21 protein-coding genes and 1 pseudogene are annotated in these 19,091 nt (G+C 69.4%); 10 read left to right on the top strand and 12 right to left on the bottom strand.

Going from position 1 to position 19,091, the window contains the following annotated elements:
* Window positions 1–35: 35 nt before the first annotated feature.
* On the top strand, window positions 36–1,481 hold the full coding sequence (locus OO69_RS33620; RefSeq protein WP_033284740.1) for an MFS transporter: 1,446 nt from the start codon (window positions 36–38) through the stop codon (window positions 1,479–1,481).
* Between the two features lie 59 nt (window positions 1,482–1,540).
* Here OO69_RS33620 and OO69_RS33615 read toward each other — a convergent pair whose 3' ends face one another.
* Window positions 1,541–2,428, bottom strand: a complete 888-nt coding sequence (locus tag OO69_RS33615; protein ID WP_033284663.1) for a helix-turn-helix transcriptional regulator — start codon at window positions 2,426–2,428, stop codon at window positions 1,541–1,543.
* 101 nt (window positions 2,429–2,529) lie between these two features.
* Between OO69_RS33615 and OO69_RS33610 the strand changes: the two genes are divergently transcribed.
* The 4 genes from OO69_RS33610 (at window position 2,530) to OO69_RS33595 (ending at window position 5,997) form a co-directional block, all read left to right on the top strand.
* A complete protein-coding gene (locus tag OO69_RS33610; protein ID WP_033284662.1) occupies window positions 2,530–3,957 on the top strand; it encodes an MFS transporter in 1,428 nt (475 codons plus the stop codon).
* Between the two features lie 135 nt (window positions 3,958–4,092).
* Entirely contained in the window at window positions 4,093–4,299 is a 207-nt protein-coding gene (locus OO69_RS33605) for a hypothetical protein (protein WP_033284661.1), read from the top strand.
* Between the two features lie 72 nt (window positions 4,300–4,371).
* Window positions 4,372–5,520 carry a serine hydrolase domain-containing protein gene (locus OO69_RS33600; protein WP_033284660.1) on the top strand — a complete coding sequence of 383 codons (1,149 nt, stop codon included), beginning with the start codon at window positions 4,372–4,374 and terminating at the stop codon, window positions 5,518–5,520.
* 87 nt (window positions 5,521–5,607) lie between these two features.
* A complete protein-coding gene (locus OO69_RS33595; RefSeq protein WP_033284659.1) occupies window positions 5,608–5,997 on the top strand; it encodes a hypothetical protein in 390 nt (129 codons plus the stop codon).
* A 13-nt stretch (window positions 5,998–6,010) separates the two neighbouring features.
* Here OO69_RS33595 and OO69_RS33590 read toward each other — a convergent pair whose 3' ends face one another.
* Window positions 6,011–6,595: a TetR family transcriptional regulator gene (locus OO69_RS33590; protein ID WP_033284658.1), complete on the bottom strand. Its 585-nt coding sequence runs from the start codon at window positions 6,593–6,595 to the stop codon at window positions 6,011–6,013.
* A 26-nt stretch (window positions 6,596–6,621) separates the two neighbouring features.
* Window positions 6,622–7,632, bottom strand: a complete 1,011-nt coding sequence (locus OO69_RS33585) for an aldo/keto reductase (protein WP_033284657.1) — start codon at window positions 7,630–7,632, stop codon at window positions 6,622–6,624.
* A gap of 184 nt (window positions 7,633–7,816) precedes the next feature.
* Here OO69_RS33585 and OO69_RS33580 point away from each other — a divergent pair, with 184 nt between their 5' ends.
* Window positions 7,817–8,863 carry a chitinase gene (locus tag OO69_RS33580; RefSeq protein WP_033284656.1) on the top strand — a complete coding sequence of 349 codons (1,047 nt, stop codon included), beginning with the start codon at window positions 7,817–7,819 and terminating at the stop codon, window positions 8,861–8,863.
* 65 nt (window positions 8,864–8,928) lie between these two features.
* Here OO69_RS33580 and OO69_RS33575 read toward each other — a convergent pair whose 3' ends face one another.
* Window positions 8,929–10,311, bottom strand: coding sequence for a glycine--tRNA ligase (locus tag OO69_RS33575; RefSeq protein ID WP_033284655.1), 1,383 nt, complete (start codon window positions 10,309–10,311; stop codon window positions 8,929–8,931).
* A gap of 132 nt (window positions 10,312–10,443) precedes the next feature.
* Between OO69_RS33575 and OO69_RS33570 the strand changes: the two genes are divergently transcribed.
* The 4 genes from OO69_RS33570 to OO69_RS33555 are packed head-to-tail and all read left to right on the top strand — an operon-like array spanning window position 10,444 to window position 13,569.
* Window positions 10,444–11,400 (top strand): metal ABC transporter substrate-binding protein, encoded by a 957-nt coding sequence (locus OO69_RS33570; RefSeq protein WP_033284654.1) that lies wholly within the window; start codon window positions 10,444–10,446, stop codon window positions 11,398–11,400.
* Window positions 11,397–12,197 carry a metal ABC transporter ATP-binding protein gene (locus OO69_RS33565; protein WP_390159421.1) on the top strand — a complete coding sequence of 267 codons (801 nt, stop codon included), beginning with the start codon at window positions 11,397–11,399 and terminating at the stop codon, window positions 12,195–12,197. Before OO69_RS33570 ends, OO69_RS33565 begins: the two co-directional genes overlap by 4 nt.
* Complete coding sequence (locus OO69_RS33560; protein ID WP_033284653.1) at window positions 12,197–13,099, top strand: metal ABC transporter permease; 903 nt, start codon at window positions 12,197–12,199, stop codon at window positions 13,097–13,099. The genes OO69_RS33565 and OO69_RS33560 overlap by 1 nt, the downstream gene beginning before the upstream one ends.
* Window positions 13,100–13,158: 59 nt before the next feature.
* Window positions 13,159–13,569, top strand: a complete 411-nt coding sequence (locus OO69_RS33555; protein ID WP_033284652.1) for a Fur family transcriptional regulator — start codon at window positions 13,159–13,161, stop codon at window positions 13,567–13,569.
* Between the two features lie 76 nt (window positions 13,570–13,645).
* Here the strand turns inward: OO69_RS33555 and OO69_RS33550 are convergent, their stop codons facing one another.
* The 8 genes and pseudogenes from OO69_RS33550 to OO69_RS33520 all read right to left on the bottom strand — a co-directional run bounded on the left by OO69_RS33550 (window position 13,646) and on the right by OO69_RS33520 (window position 19,091).
* Window positions 13,646–14,185, bottom strand: coding sequence for a YcxB family protein (locus OO69_RS33550; RefSeq protein ID WP_051801357.1), 540 nt, complete (start codon window positions 14,183–14,185; stop codon window positions 13,646–13,648).
* Window positions 14,186–14,209: 24 nt separating this feature from the next.
* Window positions 14,210–15,061: an isoprenyl transferase gene (locus OO69_RS33545; protein WP_033284651.1), complete on the bottom strand. Its 852-nt coding sequence runs from the start codon at window positions 15,059–15,061 to the stop codon at window positions 14,210–14,212.
* A gap of 27 nt (window positions 15,062–15,088) precedes the next feature.
* The gene (recO, locus tag OO69_RS33540) at window positions 15,089–15,838 is read right to left on the bottom strand and encodes a DNA repair protein RecO (RefSeq protein WP_026151542.1); all 750 of its coding nucleotides are present in this window, start codon (window positions 15,836–15,838) and stop codon (window positions 15,089–15,091) included.
* Window positions 15,839–15,879: 41 nt separating this feature from the next.
* Window positions 15,880–16,095, bottom strand: coding sequence for a hypothetical protein (locus tag OO69_RS33535; protein WP_033284650.1), 216 nt, complete (start codon window positions 16,093–16,095; stop codon window positions 15,880–15,882).
* Between the two features lie 234 nt (window positions 16,096–16,329).
* Complete coding sequence (locus OO69_RS33530; protein WP_033284649.1) at window positions 16,330–16,719, bottom strand: VOC family protein; 390 nt, start codon at window positions 16,717–16,719, stop codon at window positions 16,330–16,332.
* Window positions 16,720–16,850: 131 nt separating this feature from the next.
* Window positions 16,851–16,928 (bottom strand): annotated as a pseudogene (locus OO69_RS53965) (DNA-binding response regulator); the annotation flags it as partial.
* A gap of 81 nt (window positions 16,929–17,009) precedes the next feature.
* Window positions 17,010–18,080: a hypothetical protein gene (locus OO69_RS33525; protein WP_033284648.1), complete on the bottom strand. Its 1,071-nt coding sequence runs from the start codon at window positions 18,078–18,080 to the stop codon at window positions 17,010–17,012.
* 42 nt (window positions 18,081–18,122) lie between these two features.
* Window positions 18,123–19,091 carry an SCO2521 family protein gene (locus OO69_RS33520; protein ID WP_033284647.1) on the bottom strand — a complete coding sequence of 323 codons (969 nt, stop codon included), beginning with the start codon at window positions 19,089–19,091 and terminating at the stop codon, window positions 18,123–18,125.

The following is a 19,091-nucleotide window of genomic DNA, read 5'->3' as shown; positions in this document are numbered from 1 at the left end:
AGCCGCACTATCGAGTTTGGCGTACGATGGTGCGCATGCCCGAGCTCAGCCACCGCCGCCGACAGCTGGTGCTCGCGATCTGCTGCATGAGTCTGCTGATCGTGAGCCTGGACGTCACCATCCTGAACGTCGCGCTGCCCGCGATGCAGACCGATCTGCACGCGTCGACCTCCGGTCTGCAGTGGACGATCGACGCGTACACCCTGGTCCTGGCCTCCCTGCTGATGCTGGCGGGCTCCACGGCCGACCGGATCGGCCGCAAGCGGGTCTTCATCACCGGCCTGGTGGTCTTCAGCCTCGGCTCCCTGCTCTGCTCCCTGGCGCCGAATCTGGACGCGCTGATCTGGTTCCGCATGATCCAGGCGGTCGGCGGCTCGATGCTCAACCCGGTCGCCATGTCGATCATCACCAACACCTTCACCGAGCCGCGCGAGCGGGCCCGGGCGATCGGGGTGTGGGGTGCGGTCGTCGGCATATCGATGGCTGCGGGGCCGCTGATCGGCGGGCTGCTCGTGGACTCCGTCGGCTGGCGCTCGATCTTCTGGATCAACCTGCCGGTGGGGCTGGCCGCGCTGCTGCTCACGCTGAAGTTCATCCCCGAGTCCCGCGCGCCCAAGGCCCGCCGTGCCGACCCGGTCGGTCAGCTCCTGGTGATCGCCCTGTTCGGTTCGCTGACGTACGCGATCATCGAGGCGCCGAGCTCCGGGTTCACCTCGATCCTGCCGTTCGCGGTGCTGGCGTTGGCCGCGCTCGGCGCGCTGCTCTGGTACGAGCCTCGGCGCGATGAGCCGCTCATCGACCTGCGCTTCTTCCGGTCGGCGCCGTTCAGTGGGGCGACGGTGATCGCGATCAGTGCGTTCTCGGCGCTGGGCGGGTTCCTGTTCCTGTCCACGCTGTATCTGCAGAACGTGGTCGGTCTTGACGCGCTGCACGCCGGGTTGTGGATGCTGCCGATGGCTGTGCCTACGTTCCTTTGCGCGCCGATCTCGGGGCGGCTGGTCGGTAGTCACGGGCCGCGAATATCCCTGTTGATCGCGGGGACGGCGATGACGGCGAGTGCGGTGATGTTCGCGGGGTTCGAGGCGGAGACGTCGGGCGTCTCGCGGTTCATCGGGTACGCGCTGTTCGGGATCGGGTTCGGGTTTGTGAACGCGCCGATCACTAACACTGCGGTGTCCGGGATGCCTCGGGCTCAGGCCGGGGTTGCGGCGGCCGTTGCTTCCACGAGTCGGCAGTTGGGGCAGACGCTTGGGGTTGCCGTGGTGGGGGCGGTGTTGGCTTCCGGGGTGGTGGCGTCGTCGTACAAGGAGACGTTTGTTTCTGCGGCTCGGCCCGGGTGGTGGATCCTCGTTGCCTGCGGGGTGGCCGTGCTGGTGTTGGGGGCGGTGACGAGTGGGGCTTGGGCTCGGCGGACTGCTGAGCGTACGGCTGAGAAGTTGGCGTCTGTTGAAGTACGCGAAGCGGCTGGGATCAACGCCTAGTTTTGCGAGTGCGGGTCCGCTGTGGCTGGTCGCGCAGTTCCCCGCGCCCCTGGGGTGACTTACCTTGCCTGTGCTAGTGCGTACAGGCGCTCCAGCCGCTCTCTCGACTCGCCGTCCGCCGGCGCATACGTAACCATCCTCGGCCCCCTCGCCGGGCCCAACCACAGATCCGTGTGGTCGACCGTGATGCGGCCCACGTGGGTGTTGCGGAACTCCTTGCGGCGGGGGCTGGCGCCCATGACCTCGTGGCGGTCCCAGACCTCGCAGAACTCGGGGGACGTGCGCAGGCGCTTGAGGAGGGTCTTCCAGGTGGGGTCGGCCAGGTGGTCGGCCATCGAGCCGCGGAAGCGGGCGGCCATGAGGCGCTGGGTCTTCTCCAGGTGCACGATCGACGACCGCCACTCCTCGTGCGTGTAGGAGAGGATCATGCAGTTGCGGTCCTCGGGCGGCACCCCGTCCAGGTCGCAGAGCAGCATCCCGTAGGTGCGGTTGTAGGCGAGGATGTCGTACCTGCTGTTCTGGAGGCAGGCCGGGATCGGGTCCAGCTGGTCCAGCATCATCTTCAGGGCGGGCGTGACGACCGCGCAGGTCGTGGCCGGCCGCGGGTCGATCGCACCGGCCAGCTGGAAGAGGTGGGTGCGTTCGCTGCTGTCCAGGAAGAGGGTGCGGGCGAGGGCGTCGAGGACCTGTACCGAGACCTGGATGTCCCTCGCCTGTTCGAGCCACGTGTACCAGGTGACCCCGACCGCGGCGAGCTGCGCGACCTCCTCGCGGCGCAGGCCCGGTGTACGGCGCCGGGTGCCTCGCGGCAGGCCGACCTGCTCGGGGGTGATGTGCTCCCGGCGGTGGCGCAGGAACGCGGCGAGTTCATGGCGCCGGACCGTCGACGCGGTCTGCGGCGCGGGTGTCGTCCGCTCGGTCACCGTCTCCTGTGCCATGGTCGTCATCGCTCCAGTCTGCCGCTGTACGGAGCCTGTTTCCAGGTAGTCCTGCTACCAGGATAAGGACACTCTGGTACCAGTCTCGCGAGAAGCGCAGGCTGATCAGCGTGACCGAAACCATCGCTTCCCGCACCGTGAAATCCCCGGCGGCGGCACCCGTGCTCAGCGGCCTCGGACTGTTCACGGTGCTGCTGGCCGCGGCGCTGCCCCTCATCGACTTCTTCATCGTGAACGTGGCCCTGCCGACCATCGGCAAGGACCTCTCGGCGAGCGAGGCCGTCCTCGAACTCGTCGTCGCCGGCTACGGAGTCTCGTACGCCGTGCTGCTCGTCCTCGGCGGCCGGCTCGGCGACCTGTTCGGGCGCCGTCGGCTGTTCCTGGGCGGGATGGCCGCCTTCGGCGTCACCTCGCTGGCGTGCGGGCTCGCGCCCACCGCGTGGACGCTGGTCGCCGCGCGGATCGCGCAGGGCGCCGCCTCCGCGGCGATGCTCCCGCAGGTCCTCGCCACCATCCAGGCCGCGACCCAGGGTCCGCGCCGCGCCAAGGCCATGGGCCTGTACGGCGCGACCGCCGGCCTCGCCATGGTGGCCGGCCAGATCCTCGGCGGGGTCCTCGTCGCCGCCGACATCGCCGGTACCGGCTGGCGCGCGGTGTTCCTGGTGAACGTGCCGGTCGTCATCGTCGGCCTGGTCCTGGCCGCCAAGGTCGTACCGGAGACGCGTTCGCAGCACCCTGAGCCGGTGGACGTCCCCGGCACCTTCCTGCTCGGCGCGTCCCTGCTGGCGCTGCTGGTGCCGCTGACCGAGGGCCGGGCGGCGGGCTGGCCGCTGTGGACGTGGCTGTCGCTGGCCGCGTTCCCGGGGCTCGCGTCGGCGTTCTACGCGGTGGAGCGCAGGGCGGACCGGCAGGGCCGTACGCCGCTGGTGCCGCCGAGTCTGCTGGCGCTGACCTCGCTGCGGCGCGGGCTGGTGATGATCGTGCCGTTCGCGATCGGGTTCAGCGGGTTCATGTTCGTGATCGCGGTGGCGTTGCAGAGCGGCGCGGGTCTCGGCCCGGTCGCGGCGGGCCTCGCGCTGGTCCCGCTGGCGGTGACCTTCTTCCTCGCCTCGCTCGCCGGGCCGCGCCTGGTGAACCGGTACGGCACGCGGGTCGTGACCGCCGGTTCGGTCATCCAGGCGGTGGGCCTGGGGCTGATCGTGCTGGCCGTGTGGCGCTCCTGGCCGCACCTCGGGTTCGTCGAACTGCTCCCCGGCGCGGCCGTCGCCGGAGCCGGTCAGGCGCTCCAACTCCCCATCATCTTCCGGATCATCCTGTCCGAGGTGCCGACCGCCCGTGCCGGTGTGGGCGCCGGCGTCATGGTCACCACCCAGCAGTCCGCACTGGCACTGGGCGTGGCCACCCTCGGCACCCTCTTCCTCTCCCTGGTCCCGGGGATGGGCATGCAACACGCCCTGGCGATAACGCTGTTGGCGCAGCTGGCCGGGGTCGTCCTGACCGGCCTGCTCAGCCTGCGGCTGCCGCGCACCATCGGCTGACATACCGGACGTCACGCCAGTCGTCACTCCGGATGTCATGTTCACAGCTTGGACAACTCGGCGTGAATTGCGCCCCGTTGATGTTGGTCTTGCTGCACACTCCTTGCCGGAGACTCCTGAACGGAGGCGAGGCGCATGTTGCAGATCAACACGAGCAAAGTGAGCCGCTGGGACCAGCACGGGCGGGAACATGTCGTCCGCGTGCAGCGCAAGGGCGCGCAGCGCACGATCGTGTGCGACACCTGCGGCTGGAAGAAGAACGCGCAGTTCCTGCCCTGGCTGAAGGCGGAGGAGCATCTGGCCGAGGAGCACCAGGCGACGAAGGACCCGTCCGCCGACTGACCGGGGAGCGATGAGTTCGGGAGGCGGGCAGAGTCGTATCCGATACGACTCCCCGGACCGGAAGGCCGACCGATGAGCTCTCTCCACGACACCCTGCGGCGACGCGTCGACGACGGCACCGTGCCGGGGGCGGTGGGCCTGGTGGCCCGCGGCGACGACGTCGAGGTGGTCGCCGTCGGCTCCGTCGACGTCGAAGGCACCGCCCCGATGGCCCGCGACGCGATCTTCCGGATCGCCTCGGTCAGCAAGCCGGTCACGGCGGCTGCGGTGCTGGCGCTGGTGGAGGACGGACGGCTCGCGCTGGACGCGCCGGTGGCGGAGTGGCTGCCGGAGCTGGCGAAGCCGACGGTGGTCCGCACGCCGTCCTCTCCGGTCGAGGACGTCGTGCCCGCGGACCGCCCCGTCACCGTCGAGGACCTGCTGAGTTTCCGGGCCGGCTGGGGATTCCCGGACGACTTCTTCCTGGCGGCGGTCCAGGAGCTGCTCGCGTTCCAGCAGGACGGCCGCGCGCCCTACCTCCAGCCAGGACCCGACGAGTGGCTCGCCGCGCTGTCCCGGATCCCGATGGTGCGCCAGCCGGGCGCCGCGTGGCTGTACAACACCTGCTCGGACATCCAGGGCGTCCTGGTCGCCCGCGCCTCGGGCTCGTCGTTCCCCGACTTCCTGGCGGAGCGGTTCTTCGGGCCGCTGGGCATGGCGGACACGGGGTTCTCGGTGCCGGAGTCGAAACGGACCCGCTTCACCACCGCCTACACCCCGGGCGAGCTGGGCGCCCTGGAGCAGGCCGACACCCCGGACGGCGGCTTCAGCCGGCCCCCGGCCTTCCCCTCGGGCGCCGGCGGCCTGGTCTCGACGGCCGACGACCTGCTGGCCTTCGGCCGGATGCTCGCGAACGCCGGCGCGGCGCCGGACGGCACCCCGGTCCTCTCCCCCACCTCCGTGAGCCGCATGACCACCAACCACCTCACCGCCGCCCAGCGCGACGCCTCGGCCCTGTTCCTGGAGGGCCAGGGCTGGGGCTACGGCGGCCAGGTCGACGTCGCTCCGGTCGACCCGTGGAACGTCCCCGGCCGCTACGGCTGGGTCGGCGGCACCGGCACGGCGGCCCACGTGGTCCCGCCCACGGGCACGGTGACGGTCCTGCTGACCCAGGTGGCGATGACCAGCCCGACGCCGACGGCGCTGATGCGGGAGTTCTGGGCCTGCGCCGCGGGGCGCTGACGCTCTCGACTCGCCGTCGCGGGCGACCGGCATCAGCATGGATGGGCGTGCTCAGCCGAACGCCCATCCGAACGACAGGAGTCCCTCGTGAACGTCACACTCCGCGGTCGCGGCACTCGTACGATCGCCGCCGGTGCCCTGAGCCTCGCCCTGCTGTCGGCCGGGACGGCGAGCGCCTTCGCCGCCTCCCCGAGTCCGAGCGCCATGGGCTCGATCACCGTCAAGGCCGACAAGAGCACGGTGAAGGCCGGTGACAAGGTGACCTTCGCGGGCCGCACCAAGGGCCTGAAGGTCGGCACCAAGCTGGTGCTCCAGCACGAGAAGTCCGGGAAGTGGAACGCGCTCAACGGGAGCACCACGGTCAAGAACGGCAGCAGCTACTCGCTCACCGCGAAGCTCAACACCAAGGGCCAGGAGCATCTGCGGATCGCGGCCGGCACGACGTACTCCCCGACCGTCACCGTGAAGGTGAACTGACCGGTACCGGCGGTCAGTTGCGCAGCCCGCGCACCAGCAGCTCCACCAGTGCCTCGAACTCCGCGTCCGCGCCCGGCTTCCGCCACTCCCGCGCGTAGGACGGGTCGTGGAAGCAGGTGGCGGCCTGGAAGACGGTGCGGGCGGCGACGGCCGGGTCGGGGACCTTGAAGACACCGCTCTCGACGCCCGCGCCGATGATCGCGGTGAGCTGGCCGATGAGTTCGTCGAGGTGCTCGTCGACCACGTCGCCCGCCTCCTGGGCGAGAACCATGTAGGTGGCGAACATCTCGGGATCGTCGCCCGCCTTGCGGCGCTTGGCGTCGAAGAGGCCCGCCAGCCAGGCGCGGAGGCGGGTCTCGGGGTCGCGGGCATCGGCCGTGAAGCGGGACAGGTTCTCCGAGGTCCGGTCCAGCCAGCGCTTGGTGACCGCCGCGCGCAGGGCCGCCTTCGTGCGGAAGTGCCGGTACACGGTGCCATGGCTGACGCCGAGCGCGCGGGCCACGTCCACCACGGTGGCCTTGGCCGGGCCGTGGCGGCGCAGCACCTCCTCGGTCGCTTCGAGGATGCGCTCGGCGGTCAGGGTCTCGCTCGGTGCCATGACGAAGACCGTACCCGCAGGCGGGATCAGTGCTCGCTGTCGAGGTGCGCCATCATCGCCGACGGGTAGCGGTCGCCCATCGCCGAGTCCGCCGGTACGGCCGCCTCGATCGCCGCCAGATCCGCCGCGTCCAGTACGACGTCCAGCGCGCCCAGCGACTCCGCGAGCCGCTCCCGGGTGCGCGCGCCGACGAGCGGCACGATGTCCTCGCCCCTCGACAGCACCCAGGCGATGGCGAGTTGGGCGACGGAGACGCCCTTCTGCTCGGCGAGCTTCCGCAACTGCTCGACCAGGGTCAGGTTGTGCTGAAGGTTCTCGCCCTGGAAGCGCGGCGAGTGTGCCCGGAAGTCGGTCGCGCCGAGCTGCCGGTCGGTCGTGAAGTGCCCGGAGATCAGCCCGCGCGACAGCACGCCGTACGCCGTGACGGAGATCCCCATCTCCCGGGTGACGGGCAGGATCCGGTCCTCGATGCCGCGCGTGATCAGCGCGTACTCCAGCTGCACATCCGCGATCGGCGCGGTGGCCGCGGCCCGGCGGATCGTGTCGGCGCCGACCTCGCTGAGGCCGATGTGCCGGACGTAGCCCTGCTCGACCAGTTCGGCGATCGCGCCGACCGTCTCCTCGATCGGTACGCCGGGGTCGACCCGGGCGATGCGGTACACGTCGATGTGGTCGACGCCGAGGCGCTGGAGGGAGTACGCGGCGAAGTTCTTCACGGCGGCGGGCCGGCCGTCGTAGCCGCTCCAGCCGCCGGCCGGGTCGCGCAGGGCCCCGAACTTCACGCTGGTGAGGGCCTGTTCGCGGCGGGCGGCGGGGGCGGTGCGCAGGGCCTCGCCGATCAGTATCTCGTTGTGGCCCATGGCGTAGAAGTCGCCGGTGTCGAGGAGCGTCACGCCCGCTTCGAGGGCCGCGTGGATGGTGGCGATGGACTCGGCGCGGTCCGCTTCGCCGTACAGCGCGGACATGCCCATGCAGCCGAGGCCGAGGGCGGAGACCTGGGGGCCGGTGGTTCCGAGAGTGCGCGTCTGGATCGTCATGCGTCCACCTTGGCATGACAGATGACAGATTTCAATATCTGTCATTCCATACTTGTCAGCACGATCGACTGGCGTCGACTGGCACCGACCGGCATCGACTGGTACAGACCTCTTGACGAAAGGTCTGGACCACGCGCACTGTCATGCCTACGACACCTCACCGCACCCCCACCGGGAGGCCCGTATGCTCCGTCGCCTCGTCACCGCCGCCCTCACCGCGGCCACCCTCCTCGTCCCCCTCACGATCGCCACCGCCCCCACCGCATCCGCGGCCGACACCTGCGCCGTGAAATCCCGTCCGGCCGGCAAGGTCCTCCAGGGCTACTGGGAGAACTGGGACGGCTCCTCCAACGGCGTTCATCCGCCCTTCGGTTGGACCCCGATCACCAACTCCGCGATCGCCGCCCACGGCTACAACGTGATCAACGCGGCCTTCCCGGTGATCCGTTCGGACGGCACCGCCCTCTGGGAGGACGGCATGGACGCGGGCGTGAAGGTGGCCACGCCCGCCGAGATGTGCGCGGCGAAGGCCTCCGGCCAGACGATCCTGATGTCGATCGGCGGCGCGGCCGCGGGCATCGACCTCAGCTCGTCCACGGTCGCCGACAAGTTCGTCTCGACGATCGTGCCGATCCTGAAGAAGTACAACTTCGACGGCATCGACATCGACATCGAGACGGGCCTGGTCGGCAGCGGGAACATCGGCCAACTCTCCACGTCCCAGGCCAACTTGATCCGCATCATCGACGGCATCCTCGCCCAGATGCCGTCCAACTTCGGCCTGACGATGGCCCCGGAGACGGCGTACGTCACCGGCGGCAGCATCACGTACGGCTCGATCTGGGGCGCGTATCTCCCGATCGTGAAGAAGTACGCGGACAACGGCCGCCTGTGGTGGCTCAACATGCAGTACTACAACGGCAGCATGTACGGCTGCTCCGGCGACTCGTACTCGGCGGGCACGGTCGCGGGCTTCACCGCCCAGACCGACTGCCTCAACAAGGGCCTGGTCGTGCAGGGTACGACGATCAAGGTCCCCTACGACAAGCAGGTCCCGGGCCTGCCCGCCCAGTCGGGCGCGGGCGGCGGCTACATGTCGCCGTCCCTGGTCTCCCAGGCGTGGAAGCACTACGGCACGAGCCTCAAGGGCCTGATGACCTGGTCAATCAACTGGGACGGCTCGAAGAACTGGACGTTCGGCGACAACGTGAAGTCCCTGCAAGGGCGTTGAGACCCCACGCGAAAGGCCGGACGGGCATTTAGCCCGTCCGGCCTTTCGTTCAGGCGGAGTTGACCCTAGGCGCCGACGAGACGCGCGGCCAGGTAGCCCTCGATCTGGTCGAGGGACACCCGCTCCTGCTTCATCGAGTCGCGCTCGCGCACCGTCACCGCGTTGTCCTCGAGCGTGTCGAAGTCGACCGTCACGCAGAACGGCGTACCGATCTCGTCCTGACGGCGGTAGCGGCGGCCGATGGCACCGGCGTCGTCGAACTCGATGTTCCAGTTCTGACGCAGCGCGGCGGCGAGGCCCTTGGCCTTCGGGGACAGCTCGGGGTTGCGGGAAAGGGGCAGGACAGCCACCTTCACGGGCGCCAGGCGGTGGTCGAGGCGCAGGACCGTGCGCTTCTCCAACTTGCCCTTGGCGTTGGGCGCTTCGTCCTCGACGTACGCGTCCAGCAGGAACGCCAGCATCGCGCGGCCGACACCGGCCGCGGGCTCGATGACGTACGGCGTCCAGCGCTCGCCGGCCTCCTGGTCGAAGAAGAAGAGGTCCTGGCCGGAGGCCTTGGAGTGGGCGTTCAGGTCGTAGTCGGTGCGGTTGGCGACGCCCTCCAGCTCGCCCCACTCGTTGCCGCCGAACTGGAAGCGGTACTCGATGTCAGCGGTGCGCTTGGAGTAGTGGGAGAGCTTCTCCTTGGGGTGGTCGTACCACCGCATGTTCTCCTCGCGCAGGCCCAGGCCGGTGTACCAGTTCCAGCGCTGCTCCATCCAGTACTCCTGCCACTTCTCGTCCTCGCCCGGCTTGACGAAGAACTCCATCTCCATCTGCTCGAACTCGCGGGTCCGGAAGATGAAGTTGCCGGGCGTGATCTCGTTGCGGAAGGACTTGCCCATCTGCGCGATGCCGAACGGCGGCTTCTTGCGCGAAGTGGTCTGCACCTGGCCGAAGTTGGTGAAGATGCCCTGCGCGGTCTCGGGGCGCAGATAGGCGACGGAGCCGGTGTCCTGCGTCGGGCCCAGGTGGGTGGAGAGCAGGCCGGAGAACTCCTTGGGCTCGGTGAACTGGCCCTTGTTGCCGCAGTTGGGGCAGTTGATGTCGGCGAGGCCCTTCTCGGGGGGGCGGCCGTGCTTGGCCTCGTACGCCTCCTCCAGGTGGTCCGCGCGGAACCGCTTGTGGCACGCGGTGCACTCGGTCAGCGGGTCCGAGAAAGTAGCGACATGGCCGGAGGCCACCCACACCTCGGGGGCCAGGATCACGGACGAGTCGATACCGACCACGTCCTCGCGCGACGTCACCATGTAGCGCCACCACTGGCGCTTCAGGTTCTCCTTGAGCTCGACACCCAGGGGCCCGTAGTCCCAGGCGGCGCGCTGGCCGCCGTAGATCTCACTACTGGGGAATACGAAGCCACGGCGCTTGCTCAGGCTGACGATGGTGTCGATCTTGTCGGCGGCCACGGTGCTCTCTTCATGACGAATGGACAGGCAGCGAATGCCTCAGGTTACCGGCGCCTCCCGCCCCTGTATCAAATCGGTTCCACACCCGGGGCTTGTTGACAACGGTTTCCATGTCAGTTGAAAATGACTGTCATGAACGTACGACGACGCCACATATCCGGGATCGCCATCGCCGCGGCCACCGCCCTCGGTCTCGGGACCCTCTCCGCCTGCTCCGACAGCGCTGCCGCGGCCAACACGGACAAGTTCGACGTCGTCGCGGCGTTCTACCCGCTGCAGTACCTCGCCGAGCAGATCGGCGGCAGCCACGTCCACGTCACCAGCCTGACGAAACCCGGCCAGGAGCCGCACGACCTGGAGATCAGCGCGCAGCAGACCGCCGCGCTCGGGCAGTCCGACGCGGTGCTCTACCTCAAGAACCTCCAGCCCTCCGTCGACGCCGTGGTGAGCCAGTCCGAGGTCAAGACGAAGATCGACGCCGCCTCCCTGACCACCGAGGAGAAGCACGGCAACGAGGTCGGCGGCCACGCCGCCTCGCACGACACCTCGAAGAACGACGAGCTGGCCGGCCTCGACCCCCACATCTGGCTCGACCCGGTGCGCTACGCCCAGGTCGCCGAGGGCGTCGGCAAGGCCTTCGAGCAGGCCGACCCGAAGAACGCGGCCGACTACAAGACCAACACCGCGGCCCTGGTCAAGAAGCTGGACGCGCTCGACACCGAGTTCAGGACCGGCCTCGCGAACACCAAGACCAAGGTGTTCATCACCACACACGCCGCCTTCGGCTACCTCGCCGAGCGCTACGGCCTCACCGAGGAGGCCATCAACGGCCTCGACCCCGAGTCGGAGCCGAGTGCCAAGCGCGTCAAGGACCTTGAGAAGATGGCCAAGGCCGACGGCGTCACCACGGTGTTCTACGAGACGCTCGTCAGCGACAAGACCGCGAAGACCATCGCCGCCGACGCGAACCTGAAGACGGACGTCCTCGACCCGATCGAGGGCATCACCAAGAAGTCCCGCGGCACGGACTACTTCTCGGTCCAGCAGGCCAACCTCAAGGCCCTGCAGACGGCCCTGGGAAGTAAATGACCAGCACGGAGGACGAGTTGATGAGCGACTTGATGAGCGAGCCCGTCATATCGCTGCGCGGAGTCCGCGCCGAGCTGGGCTCGCGCCCCGTCCTGCGCGGCATCGACCTCACCGTGCGCCGCGGTGAGGTGGTCGCGCTGCTCGGCGCCAACGGCTCCGGCAAGTCGACCGCGATCCGCACGATCATCGGCCAAGTGCCTTTGTCCGCAGGCGAGATCGAGCTGTTCGGCACCCCGCGCCGCGCCTTCCGCGACTGGCGGCGCGTGGGGTACGTACCGCAGCGCACGACGGCCGGGGGCGGGGTGCCCGCGACGGTCACCGAGATCGTCGCGTCCGGCCGCCTCTCCCGCGCCCGCTTCGGCCTGCTGCGCAAGGCGGACCACGAGGCCGTACGGCACGCCCTGGAGCTGGTCGGGATGGCGGACCGCGCCAAGGACTCGGTCGACGCGCTCTCCGGCGGCCAGCACCAGCGCGTGCTGATCGCCCGCGCGCTCGCCGCCGAACCCGAACTCCTCATCATGGACGAGCCGATGGCGGGCGTGGACCTGGCCAGCCAGAAGGTCCTCGCGGACACCCTGACCCGCCAAGTCGCCGAGGGCACAACGGTGTTGCTCGTCCTGCACGAACTCGGCCCGCTGGAACCGCTGATCGACCGCGCGGTCGTCCTGCGCGACGGCTGCGTCCAGCACGACGGCCCGCCCCCGCGCGCGCTGGGCCAGCATGCCCTGCCCGGCCACGACCACGTACACCCGCACTCGGCGGACGCCGAACCGATCCGCACGGGACTGCTGAGCTGATGGACCTCCTCGACTACGCCTTCATGCAGCGGGCGCTCATCGCCGCCGTCCTCGTCGGCATCACCGCCCCCGCGATCGGCATCTACCTCGTCCAGCGCCGCCAGCCCCTCATGGGCGACGGCATCGGCCACGTCGCGATGACCGGCGTGGGCCTCGGCTTCCTGCTGAACGCCTCCCCGGTCTGGATGGCCACCGCCGTCTCCGTCCTCGGCTCGGTCCTGATGGAACTGATCCGCTGGTACGGCAAGACCCGCGGCGACATCGCCCTCGCGATGCTCTTCTACGGCGGCATGGCGGGCGGCGTGATGTTCGTCAACCTCGCGCCGGGCGGCTCGAACGCCAACCTGAGCTCGTACCTCTTCGGCTCCCTCTCGACGGTCTCGCAGTCCGACGTGACGGCGATCGGCATCCTGGCCGCCTTCGTGATCGTGGTCACCCTCGGCCTGCGGCGGCAGCTGTTCGCCGTGAACCACGACGAGGAGTTCGCGCGGGTCACCGGCCTGCCCGTGCGCGCCCTGAACCTGCTGACGGCGGTCACCGCCGCCGTCACGGTCACCGTCGCGATGCGGGTCGTGGGCCTGATCCTGGTCTCCGCGCTGATGGTGGTGCCGGTCGCCGCCGCACAGCAGCTGACCCGCAGTTTCGGGGCGACGCTGGCGATCGCGGGCGTGATCGGCGTGACCGTGGCGGTCAGCGGCACCGTCACCTCGTACTACCAGAACGTCCCGCCCGGCGCGACGATCGTGCTCCTGACGATCGCCGCGTTCATCGCGCTGACCGCGCTGGCGACTCCGCTGGCGAGGCGCCGGGCCCGGGCCGCGGCCGCCGCGCGACCCGCCGGGGACCCGGTGGAGTGCGCGATTCCAGCCACGCGGGGGGCCGCCGACGAGGTCGGCGTCTGACCACGCACAGCCCGGGCTGGCACAATGGCTCGGCAAAGTGCAGACGTGAGGAGGCAACGGTGACGACGGCCGGCCCGCCCGTAAAGGGACGCTCCACCCGCCAGCGTGCCGCCGTGTCGGCGGCGCTCAACGAGGTCGACGAGTTCCGCAGCGCCCAGGAACTCCACGACATGCTCAAGCACAAGGGTGACTCGGTGGGGCTGACCACGGTCTACCGCACCCTCCAGAACCTCGCCGACGCCGGGGAGGTCGACGTTCTGCGCACCGACGAGGGCGAGTCGGTGTATCGGCGCTGCTCCACGGGCGATCACCATCACCACCTGGTGTGCCGGGTGTGCGGCAAGGCGGTGGAGGTGGAGGGGCCTGCTGTGGAGAAGTGGGCGGAGGCGATCGCGGCGGAGCATGGGTACGTCAATGTGGCGCACACTGTCGAGATCTTCGGTACTTGTGCGGAGTGCTCCGCTGGTTGAGCGGATTGTGTGCGGGTCCGGTGGGGGCTGGTCGCGCAGTTCCCCGCGCCCCTAGGGGGGTGCCGGGACCGGGCGTTCAGACGCGGAGCGCGTGGGCGTCGAGGATCGCTCGCAGTCGGTCGGCGTCGGTCGGGTCGGGCAGGCCGCGCTTCGGGAGGAGGGTGACACCGACGGCGTTCTTGTCGGAGCTGAACAGGAAGAACGCGTCCGGCGTCTCCCGGTAGCGGGGCTGCACGGTCCAGTTGATCGAGGTCGACGAGTCGTCGGTGACCACCGACACCCCGACGTCCGTGACCGTCGCGCGGAACACCCCCCGGCGCTCCGTGTGGCGATGGAACTGGCGGGCCATGAGCCAGGGTTGGAACATCAGCAGCAGCACGGCCATGATCAGACCGGCGATCAGCGGAAGCGGCACCGACTCACCACCGGCCAGTGACACCGCCACCGCCACGGCGGCGAAGAAGACCGCGACGCCGAACATCCACAGTTGCCTTCGCCCCGCCCGGCTGACCCGCCTGCGCGCTTTCAGCGCCGCCGTGAAGTCCTCGACGGTCAGCTGATACACCAGCTCGACCGATTCCCCCGTCAGGTCCCGCGGATCCCGCCCCATGTCCATGAGGCGGGATCGTAGCCGCCGTTCCTAGCCCTCCTCGGGTCGCCCCCGCATCGCCGCTTCCATCGCCAGCAGCTTCTCGTTCGGCACGGCGCCGCCGAACCGCCGGTCCCGCTGGGCGAATTCGACGCACGCGCGCCACAGGTCACGCCGGTCGAAGTCCGGCCAGAGCACGTCCTGGAAGACCATCTCGGCGTAAGCGCTCTGCCAGATCAGGTAGTTGGAGGTGCGCTGTTCGCCGCTGGGGCGGAGGAAGAGATCGACCTCGGGCATGTCCGGGTAGTACATGTACTTGGCGAAGGTCTTCTCGTCGACCTTGGCCGGGTCGAGCCGCCCCGCCGCCACGTCCTCGGCCAACGCCCGTGCCGCGTCGGCGATTTCGGCCCGGCCGCCGTAGTTCATGCAGAAGTACAGAGTCAGCGCGTCGTTGTTCTTGGTCTGCTCCTGCGCGATCTGGAGCTCCTTGGCGACCGACCGCCACAGCTTGGGCATACGGCCCACCCACCGCACCCGGATGCCGAGTTCGTCGAGGGTGTCACGCGTCTTGCGGATGAAATCGCGGTTGAAGTTCATGAGGAAGCGCACCTCGTCGGGCGACCGCTTCCAGTTCTCGGTGGAGAAGGCGTACAGCGAGATCGCGCCGACGCCCATCTCGACGCCACCCTGCAGCACGTCCAACACCCGCTCGGCGCCGACCTTGTGGCCCTCGGTGCGCGGCAGCCCCCGCTCCTTCGCCCACCGTCCGTTCCCGTCCATGACGATCGCCACGTGCTTCGGGATCAGCTCACCGGGCAGCTTCGGCGCGGTGGCCCCGGACGGGTGCGGCTCCGGCGCCGTGTACTCGCGCCGCTGGCGCCCCAGGATCCCGCGTACGGCCATGTGCTTCTCGTCTCCTCTTTCCGACTACTACGACTTCTCTACGTACCGCAGTGACCGAAGCCCGCGCTCCAGATGCCAGTGCAGATAGGCGGACACCAGCCCGCTGCCTTCCCGCACATGCCGCGCCTCGCACGCGTCCGCCGTCGCCCAGTCTCCCGTAAGCAGCGCACCGAGAAGCTCCAGGGCCTGCGGCGAGGGTACGACGCTGCCGGCCACCCGGCAGTCCGCGCAGACGACCCCGCCCGACGCCACGGAGAAGAACCGGTTCGGCCCCGGCATCCCGCACTTCGCGCAGTCCCCGAAGCTTGGCGCATAGCCGTTGACGGCGAGGGAACGCAGCAGGAACGCGTCGAGGATGAGATGCGGAGCATGCTCCCCGCCGGCCAGCGTCCGCAGCCCGCCCACGAGCAGCAGATACTGCTGTACGGCGGGCTCGCCCTCGTGATCCGTGAACCGCTCGGCCGTCTCCAGCATGGCCGTACCGGCGGTGTACCGCGCGTAGTCGGCGACGATCCCGCCACCGTACGGAGCGATGGTCTCACTCTGGGTGCACAACGGCAGCCCGCGGCCGATCAGTTCACTGCCCCGCGCGAAGAACTGGACGTCCACGTGGGAGAAGGGTTCCAGCCGCGCCCCGAACTTCGACTTGGTCCGCCGCACCCCGCGCGCCACCGCGCGTACCCGCCCGTGACCCCGGGTGAGCAGCGTGATGATCCGGTCCGCCTCACCCAGCTTCTGGGTGCGCAGCACGATGCCGTCGTCGCGGAACAGGCTCATGCCGCCCATTGTCCCCTACGGCTCCGTGGCGCCACGACGTCTCAAGGCACCTCACCGCGACTGCGGGCGTTCGCGTACGCGGTCGCCGCGCTCAGCCGCTCGGCCGGGGTCGCGTCCCGTACGGCGGCCGGCTCGGCGTCCCACTCCCGCCCGCCGCCGTACGGGCGCAGCTGAACATAAGGCCCCTCATGCCCCATGACGATGCCCACTCTCCCGTTACGGGTGTCCACGGCGACCGATCCGACAGGCGGCTTCATCGCTCTCCTCGCACCCGAATCCGGAATTCCATCAAGGTTTCCTTCGCCTCCCAGCAGTGTGCCCACAGCTGGCTCCCCCGCCTTTTCGACTTTCACGCTTCTCGTCTCCCCAGAGCCCCTTCTCCCCCTACACTCGGCAGGAGTCTGTCGGCGGCAACTGCGGTGCGGACCAAGGGGGTTGGCTATGACAGGCAATTCGAACAGGCAATTCGGAAACCGCGGATGGACCTCGCCCTACTGGACGGTCAGCGGGTTGATACGGGCCTTGAGCAGACAGAATTCATTGCCCTCGGGGTCGGCCAGCACATGCCACTGCTCCTCCCCCGTCTGACCGATGTCGGCCCGGCGCGCACCGAGCGCCAGCAGGCGTTCCAGCTCGGCCTCCTGGTCGCGGTCGGTGGGATTGACGTCGATGTGCAGCCGGGACTTCCCCGGCTCGGGCTCGTCCCGGCGGCTGAAGAAGATGGTCGGGTGCGGCCCCCCGAACCCTTCCGGCGTCCCGATCTCGGCCCACTCCCCTTCCTCGCTCTCGAGCACGACAAAGCCCAGAACCTCGCACCAGAACCGCGCCAGCAGCTCGGGATCACGGCAACCGAGCACGAGTTCACCGATACGACACGCCATGAAAAAAACCCGCTCTCAGGGACTCCCAGCAGTGAAAACAACCTCGCGACCGTACTGGACGACTCGAGCACGGTCGAAGGCTTTTCCGTCCCCGGCCCGGCGCGTGTCCCCTACCCGACCGAGACCAGCCCGAAGTCACGGATCAGCCGCCGGGTCACGCTCGGGGCGATCAGGGCATCACCGGCGGCCACGACCCGGACCGCCGCCGAACTCCCGGGTGCGGGTGCGGGCATCGGTCCGGGGGTGTACGACCCGGGTCGACACCTACGGTGTCCGAACGTCCGCCGCCGTCACGGCTGTTGGCGTGGGCCGGCGGGCTGGGTGACCGCCCTTCCTCCGTCCGGTTCGGGGGACGGTTCCGGGGCGCGGTCCGGTTCCGTCGCCTCCCACAGGACGTTGAAGCGGTTGATGCGTTCCTCGACGTGTTCGCGGGTCATCTTCAGGGTCGTCTTGGCCGGCATGACGCGGATGTCCGGCTCGGTCTCGTAGCAGAGTTCGCCGTCGAAGACGATGAAGTCGTTCAACGAGTTCATCTGGGCGGTGGGTTCGAGGAGGGCGCGGACCGCGATACGCGCGTCGATCCCGAACTTGCGGTGTCTTTCGCAGAGTTGGCGGAGGCTGCCGGTCACTTCCGACTCCTCGTCGACGAGGAACACGCGCCGGATCTGTACCCGGCGGGACTTGATGGCTGTTTCCTGGGCGGCGAGATAGCGGCGGGCCGGCTCGCTCGACCAGAAGTCCCGGTCGACGGAGGTGCTGGTGGCGTAGAGCGTGCGCTTGACGCACTTGGTGAGGTCGATCAGCCACTCGTGGTTCTCGCCGGGGCAGTCCGCCGTGCCGTTGCCGAGGTTCTCCATCAGGAGGGCCAGGCGGCCCAACTCCTCCTCGGCGAAGGCCTTGACGATGTCCGCGCCCTGCTCGCCGACTTTCGTGTAGCCCAGCACCAGCCGGGTCACCTCGTCGGAGCGGAGTACCGAGCCGTCGACCTTGCTGTACAGCTCGGTCGCCGCGTTGATCTTCGCGAAGCTCTCGTCGACCGCCGCGCGCATCTCGGTGTGATGGCTGGACAGGCTGTCCTTCATGTCCCGGATGCGCCGCTTCTGGCTCTCCTGGACGGCCTCAAGGCGCTCGCCGAAGTCCACGAGCAGTTGCACGATCAGGGTGGCGCAGCCCAGGACGATGGACATCGTCCACTGCCACAGGTCGCCGTCGTTCTCGTTGAGGACGTTGGTCACGAAGAACGCGGCCACTCCCGCTAAGACCGCGAACCCGGTCCTGATGAACAGCCTCGACCCGCGCTGGGGCTGGTCCTGCTGTGGAACGGCCCCTGGTCCCGCCCCTGTTGTCGTCACTCCGTTCATGTGAGCCTCTCCCCCGTCGGATATGCGGTTGTCGCCGCCCCGTCAGCGCGTGCTCAGCGCCTGGTGCAGCAACGGGATGGCCTGTATGGCCAGTTGGTCCCGGATACGCTGGCGAAGGTTCTCCCATTGGCGGCTGAAGCCCGGTTCCCGCTCCAGTACGTCCCACAGGTGTCCCAGCGTGCGGTCCACGTGCGCGCGCGGCATCCACAGATGCAGCAGGTGATCCACGGCCGGACGCAGCGCCAGGACCGCCGCGGGCCCGTCCGCCGCGCCGAGCCGGCTGTTCTCCAGCATGTGCACCACCGTCGTCAAAAGCCAGTCGTGCAACGCGAGGTCTTCGCAGAGCCCCGCGACCGCGGCGGCCTCGGTGCCCTCGGGAACCCTCAACTCGACCGTCCGCAGGCCGTCTTCGGCCAGCGTGAAGCGGTCCAGGGAGGCCTCCTCGCCCTCGGGCGCCTGCCGCGCGGCCCAACGCAGGTGTGTGCGGCGGGACTTGAAGGGTGCCTTGTGGTCAAGGAGGGGGTGGCGCACCAGTTGCGCCAGCAGCCCCTCGGCGATCATCCCGAGGTCCAGCTCGCCGCGCCCGCCGCCGCGCAACACACCCTCCGCCGTTGCCTGTTCGGGCAGTTTCCCGAACGGCTCGACGACCCCGGGGCGGACCAGGTAGTGCCCCCAGGGCCGGCGTACGTCGGGTCCGGTGGCCGGGGCGCTGAAGTAGGCGGTGGCCTGCAGGACCCGGCCCTCGGTGAGCGCGGCGCGGGCGGCCACCGTACCGACGGCCCTGACCTTCGCGCCGTTCGAGGTGGGCAGCCGGCAGTCCACGCCCGTGAGGACCTCGGGCGAGAGGGCGTAGAGATTGGGCCGCTCGGAGACCCGGACGTGTTCGTCGGCGCGCAGCCGCAGGAGTTGGGCGGCGGCGCGGCCGTCCAGCGCCTGGAAGGAGGGCAGCAGGCCGGTGCGCACCTCGCCGCAGGCGAGGACCGAGCGCGTCTGCCGTCCGGGGGTCGTCAT

It is taken from the genome of Streptomyces sp. NRRL F-525 (assembly GCF_000716605.1).
Classification (GTDB): Bacteria; Actinomycetota; Actinomycetes; order Streptomycetales; family Streptomycetaceae; genus Streptomyces.
The sequence above is the reverse complement of the archived record's forward strand: the minus strand, read 5'-3'. Positions and strand labels throughout refer to the sequence as shown.

Bases quoted from the DNA above. Each gene is read 5' to 3' on its own strand.
- OO69_RS33525 (WP_033284648.1), bottom strand. From the start codon at position 18,080: ATGAACGGAGTGACGACAACAGGGGCGGGACCAGGGGCCGTTCCACAG.
- recO (WP_026151542.1), bottom strand. From the start codon at position 15,838: ATGAGCCTGTTCCGCGACGACGGCATCGTGCTGCGCACCCAGAAGCTG.
- OO69_RS33530 (WP_033284649.1), bottom strand. From the start codon at position 16,719: ATGGCGTGTCGTATCGGTGAACTCGTGCTCGGTTGCCGTGATCCCGAG.
- OO69_RS33620 (WP_033284740.1), top strand. From the start codon at position 36: ATGCCCGAGCTCAGCCACCGCCGCCGACAGCTGGTGCTCGCGATCTGC.
- OO69_RS33580 (WP_033284656.1), top strand. From the start codon at position 7,817: ATGCTCCGTCGCCTCGTCACCGCCGCCCTCACCGCGGCCACCCTCCTC.
- OO69_RS33605 (WP_033284661.1), top strand. From the start codon at position 4,093: ATGTTGCAGATCAACACGAGCAAAGTGAGCCGCTGGGACCAGCACGGG.
- OO69_RS33615 (WP_033284663.1), bottom strand. From the start codon at position 2,428: ATGACGACCATGGCACAGGAGACGGTGACCGAGCGGACGACACCCGCG.
- OO69_RS33585 (WP_033284657.1), bottom strand. From the start codon at position 7,632: ATGACGATCCAGACGCGCACTCTCGGAACCACCGGCCCCCAGGTCTCC.
- OO69_RS33520 (WP_033284647.1), bottom strand. From the start codon at position 19,091: ATGACGACCCCCGGACGGCAGACGCGCTCGGTCCTCGCCTGCGGCGAG.
- OO69_RS33600 (WP_033284660.1), top strand. From the start codon at position 4,372: ATGAGCTCTCTCCACGACACCCTGCGGCGACGCGTCGACGACGGCACC.
- OO69_RS33590 (WP_033284658.1), bottom strand. From the start codon at position 6,595: ATGGCACCGAGCGAGACCCTGACCGCCGAGCGCATCCTCGAAGCGACC.
- OO69_RS33535 (WP_033284650.1), bottom strand. From the start codon at position 16,095: ATGAAGCCGCCTGTCGGATCGGTCGCCGTGGACACCCGTAACGGGAGA.
- OO69_RS33550 (WP_051801357.1), bottom strand. From the start codon at position 14,185: ATGGACATGGGGCGGGATCCGCGGGACCTGACGGGGGAATCGGTCGAG.
- OO69_RS33560 (WP_033284653.1), top strand. From the start codon at position 12,197: ATGGACCTCCTCGACTACGCCTTCATGCAGCGGGCGCTCATCGCCGCC.
- OO69_RS33545 (WP_033284651.1), bottom strand. From the start codon at position 15,061: ATGGCCGTACGCGGGATCCTGGGGCGCCAGCGGCGCGAGTACACGGCG.
- OO69_RS33565 (WP_390159421.1), top strand. From the start codon at position 11,397: ATGACCAGCACGGAGGACGAGTTGATGAGCGACTTGATGAGCGAGCCC.
- OO69_RS33570 (WP_033284654.1), top strand. From the start codon at position 10,444: ATGAACGTACGACGACGCCACATATCCGGGATCGCCATCGCCGCGGCC.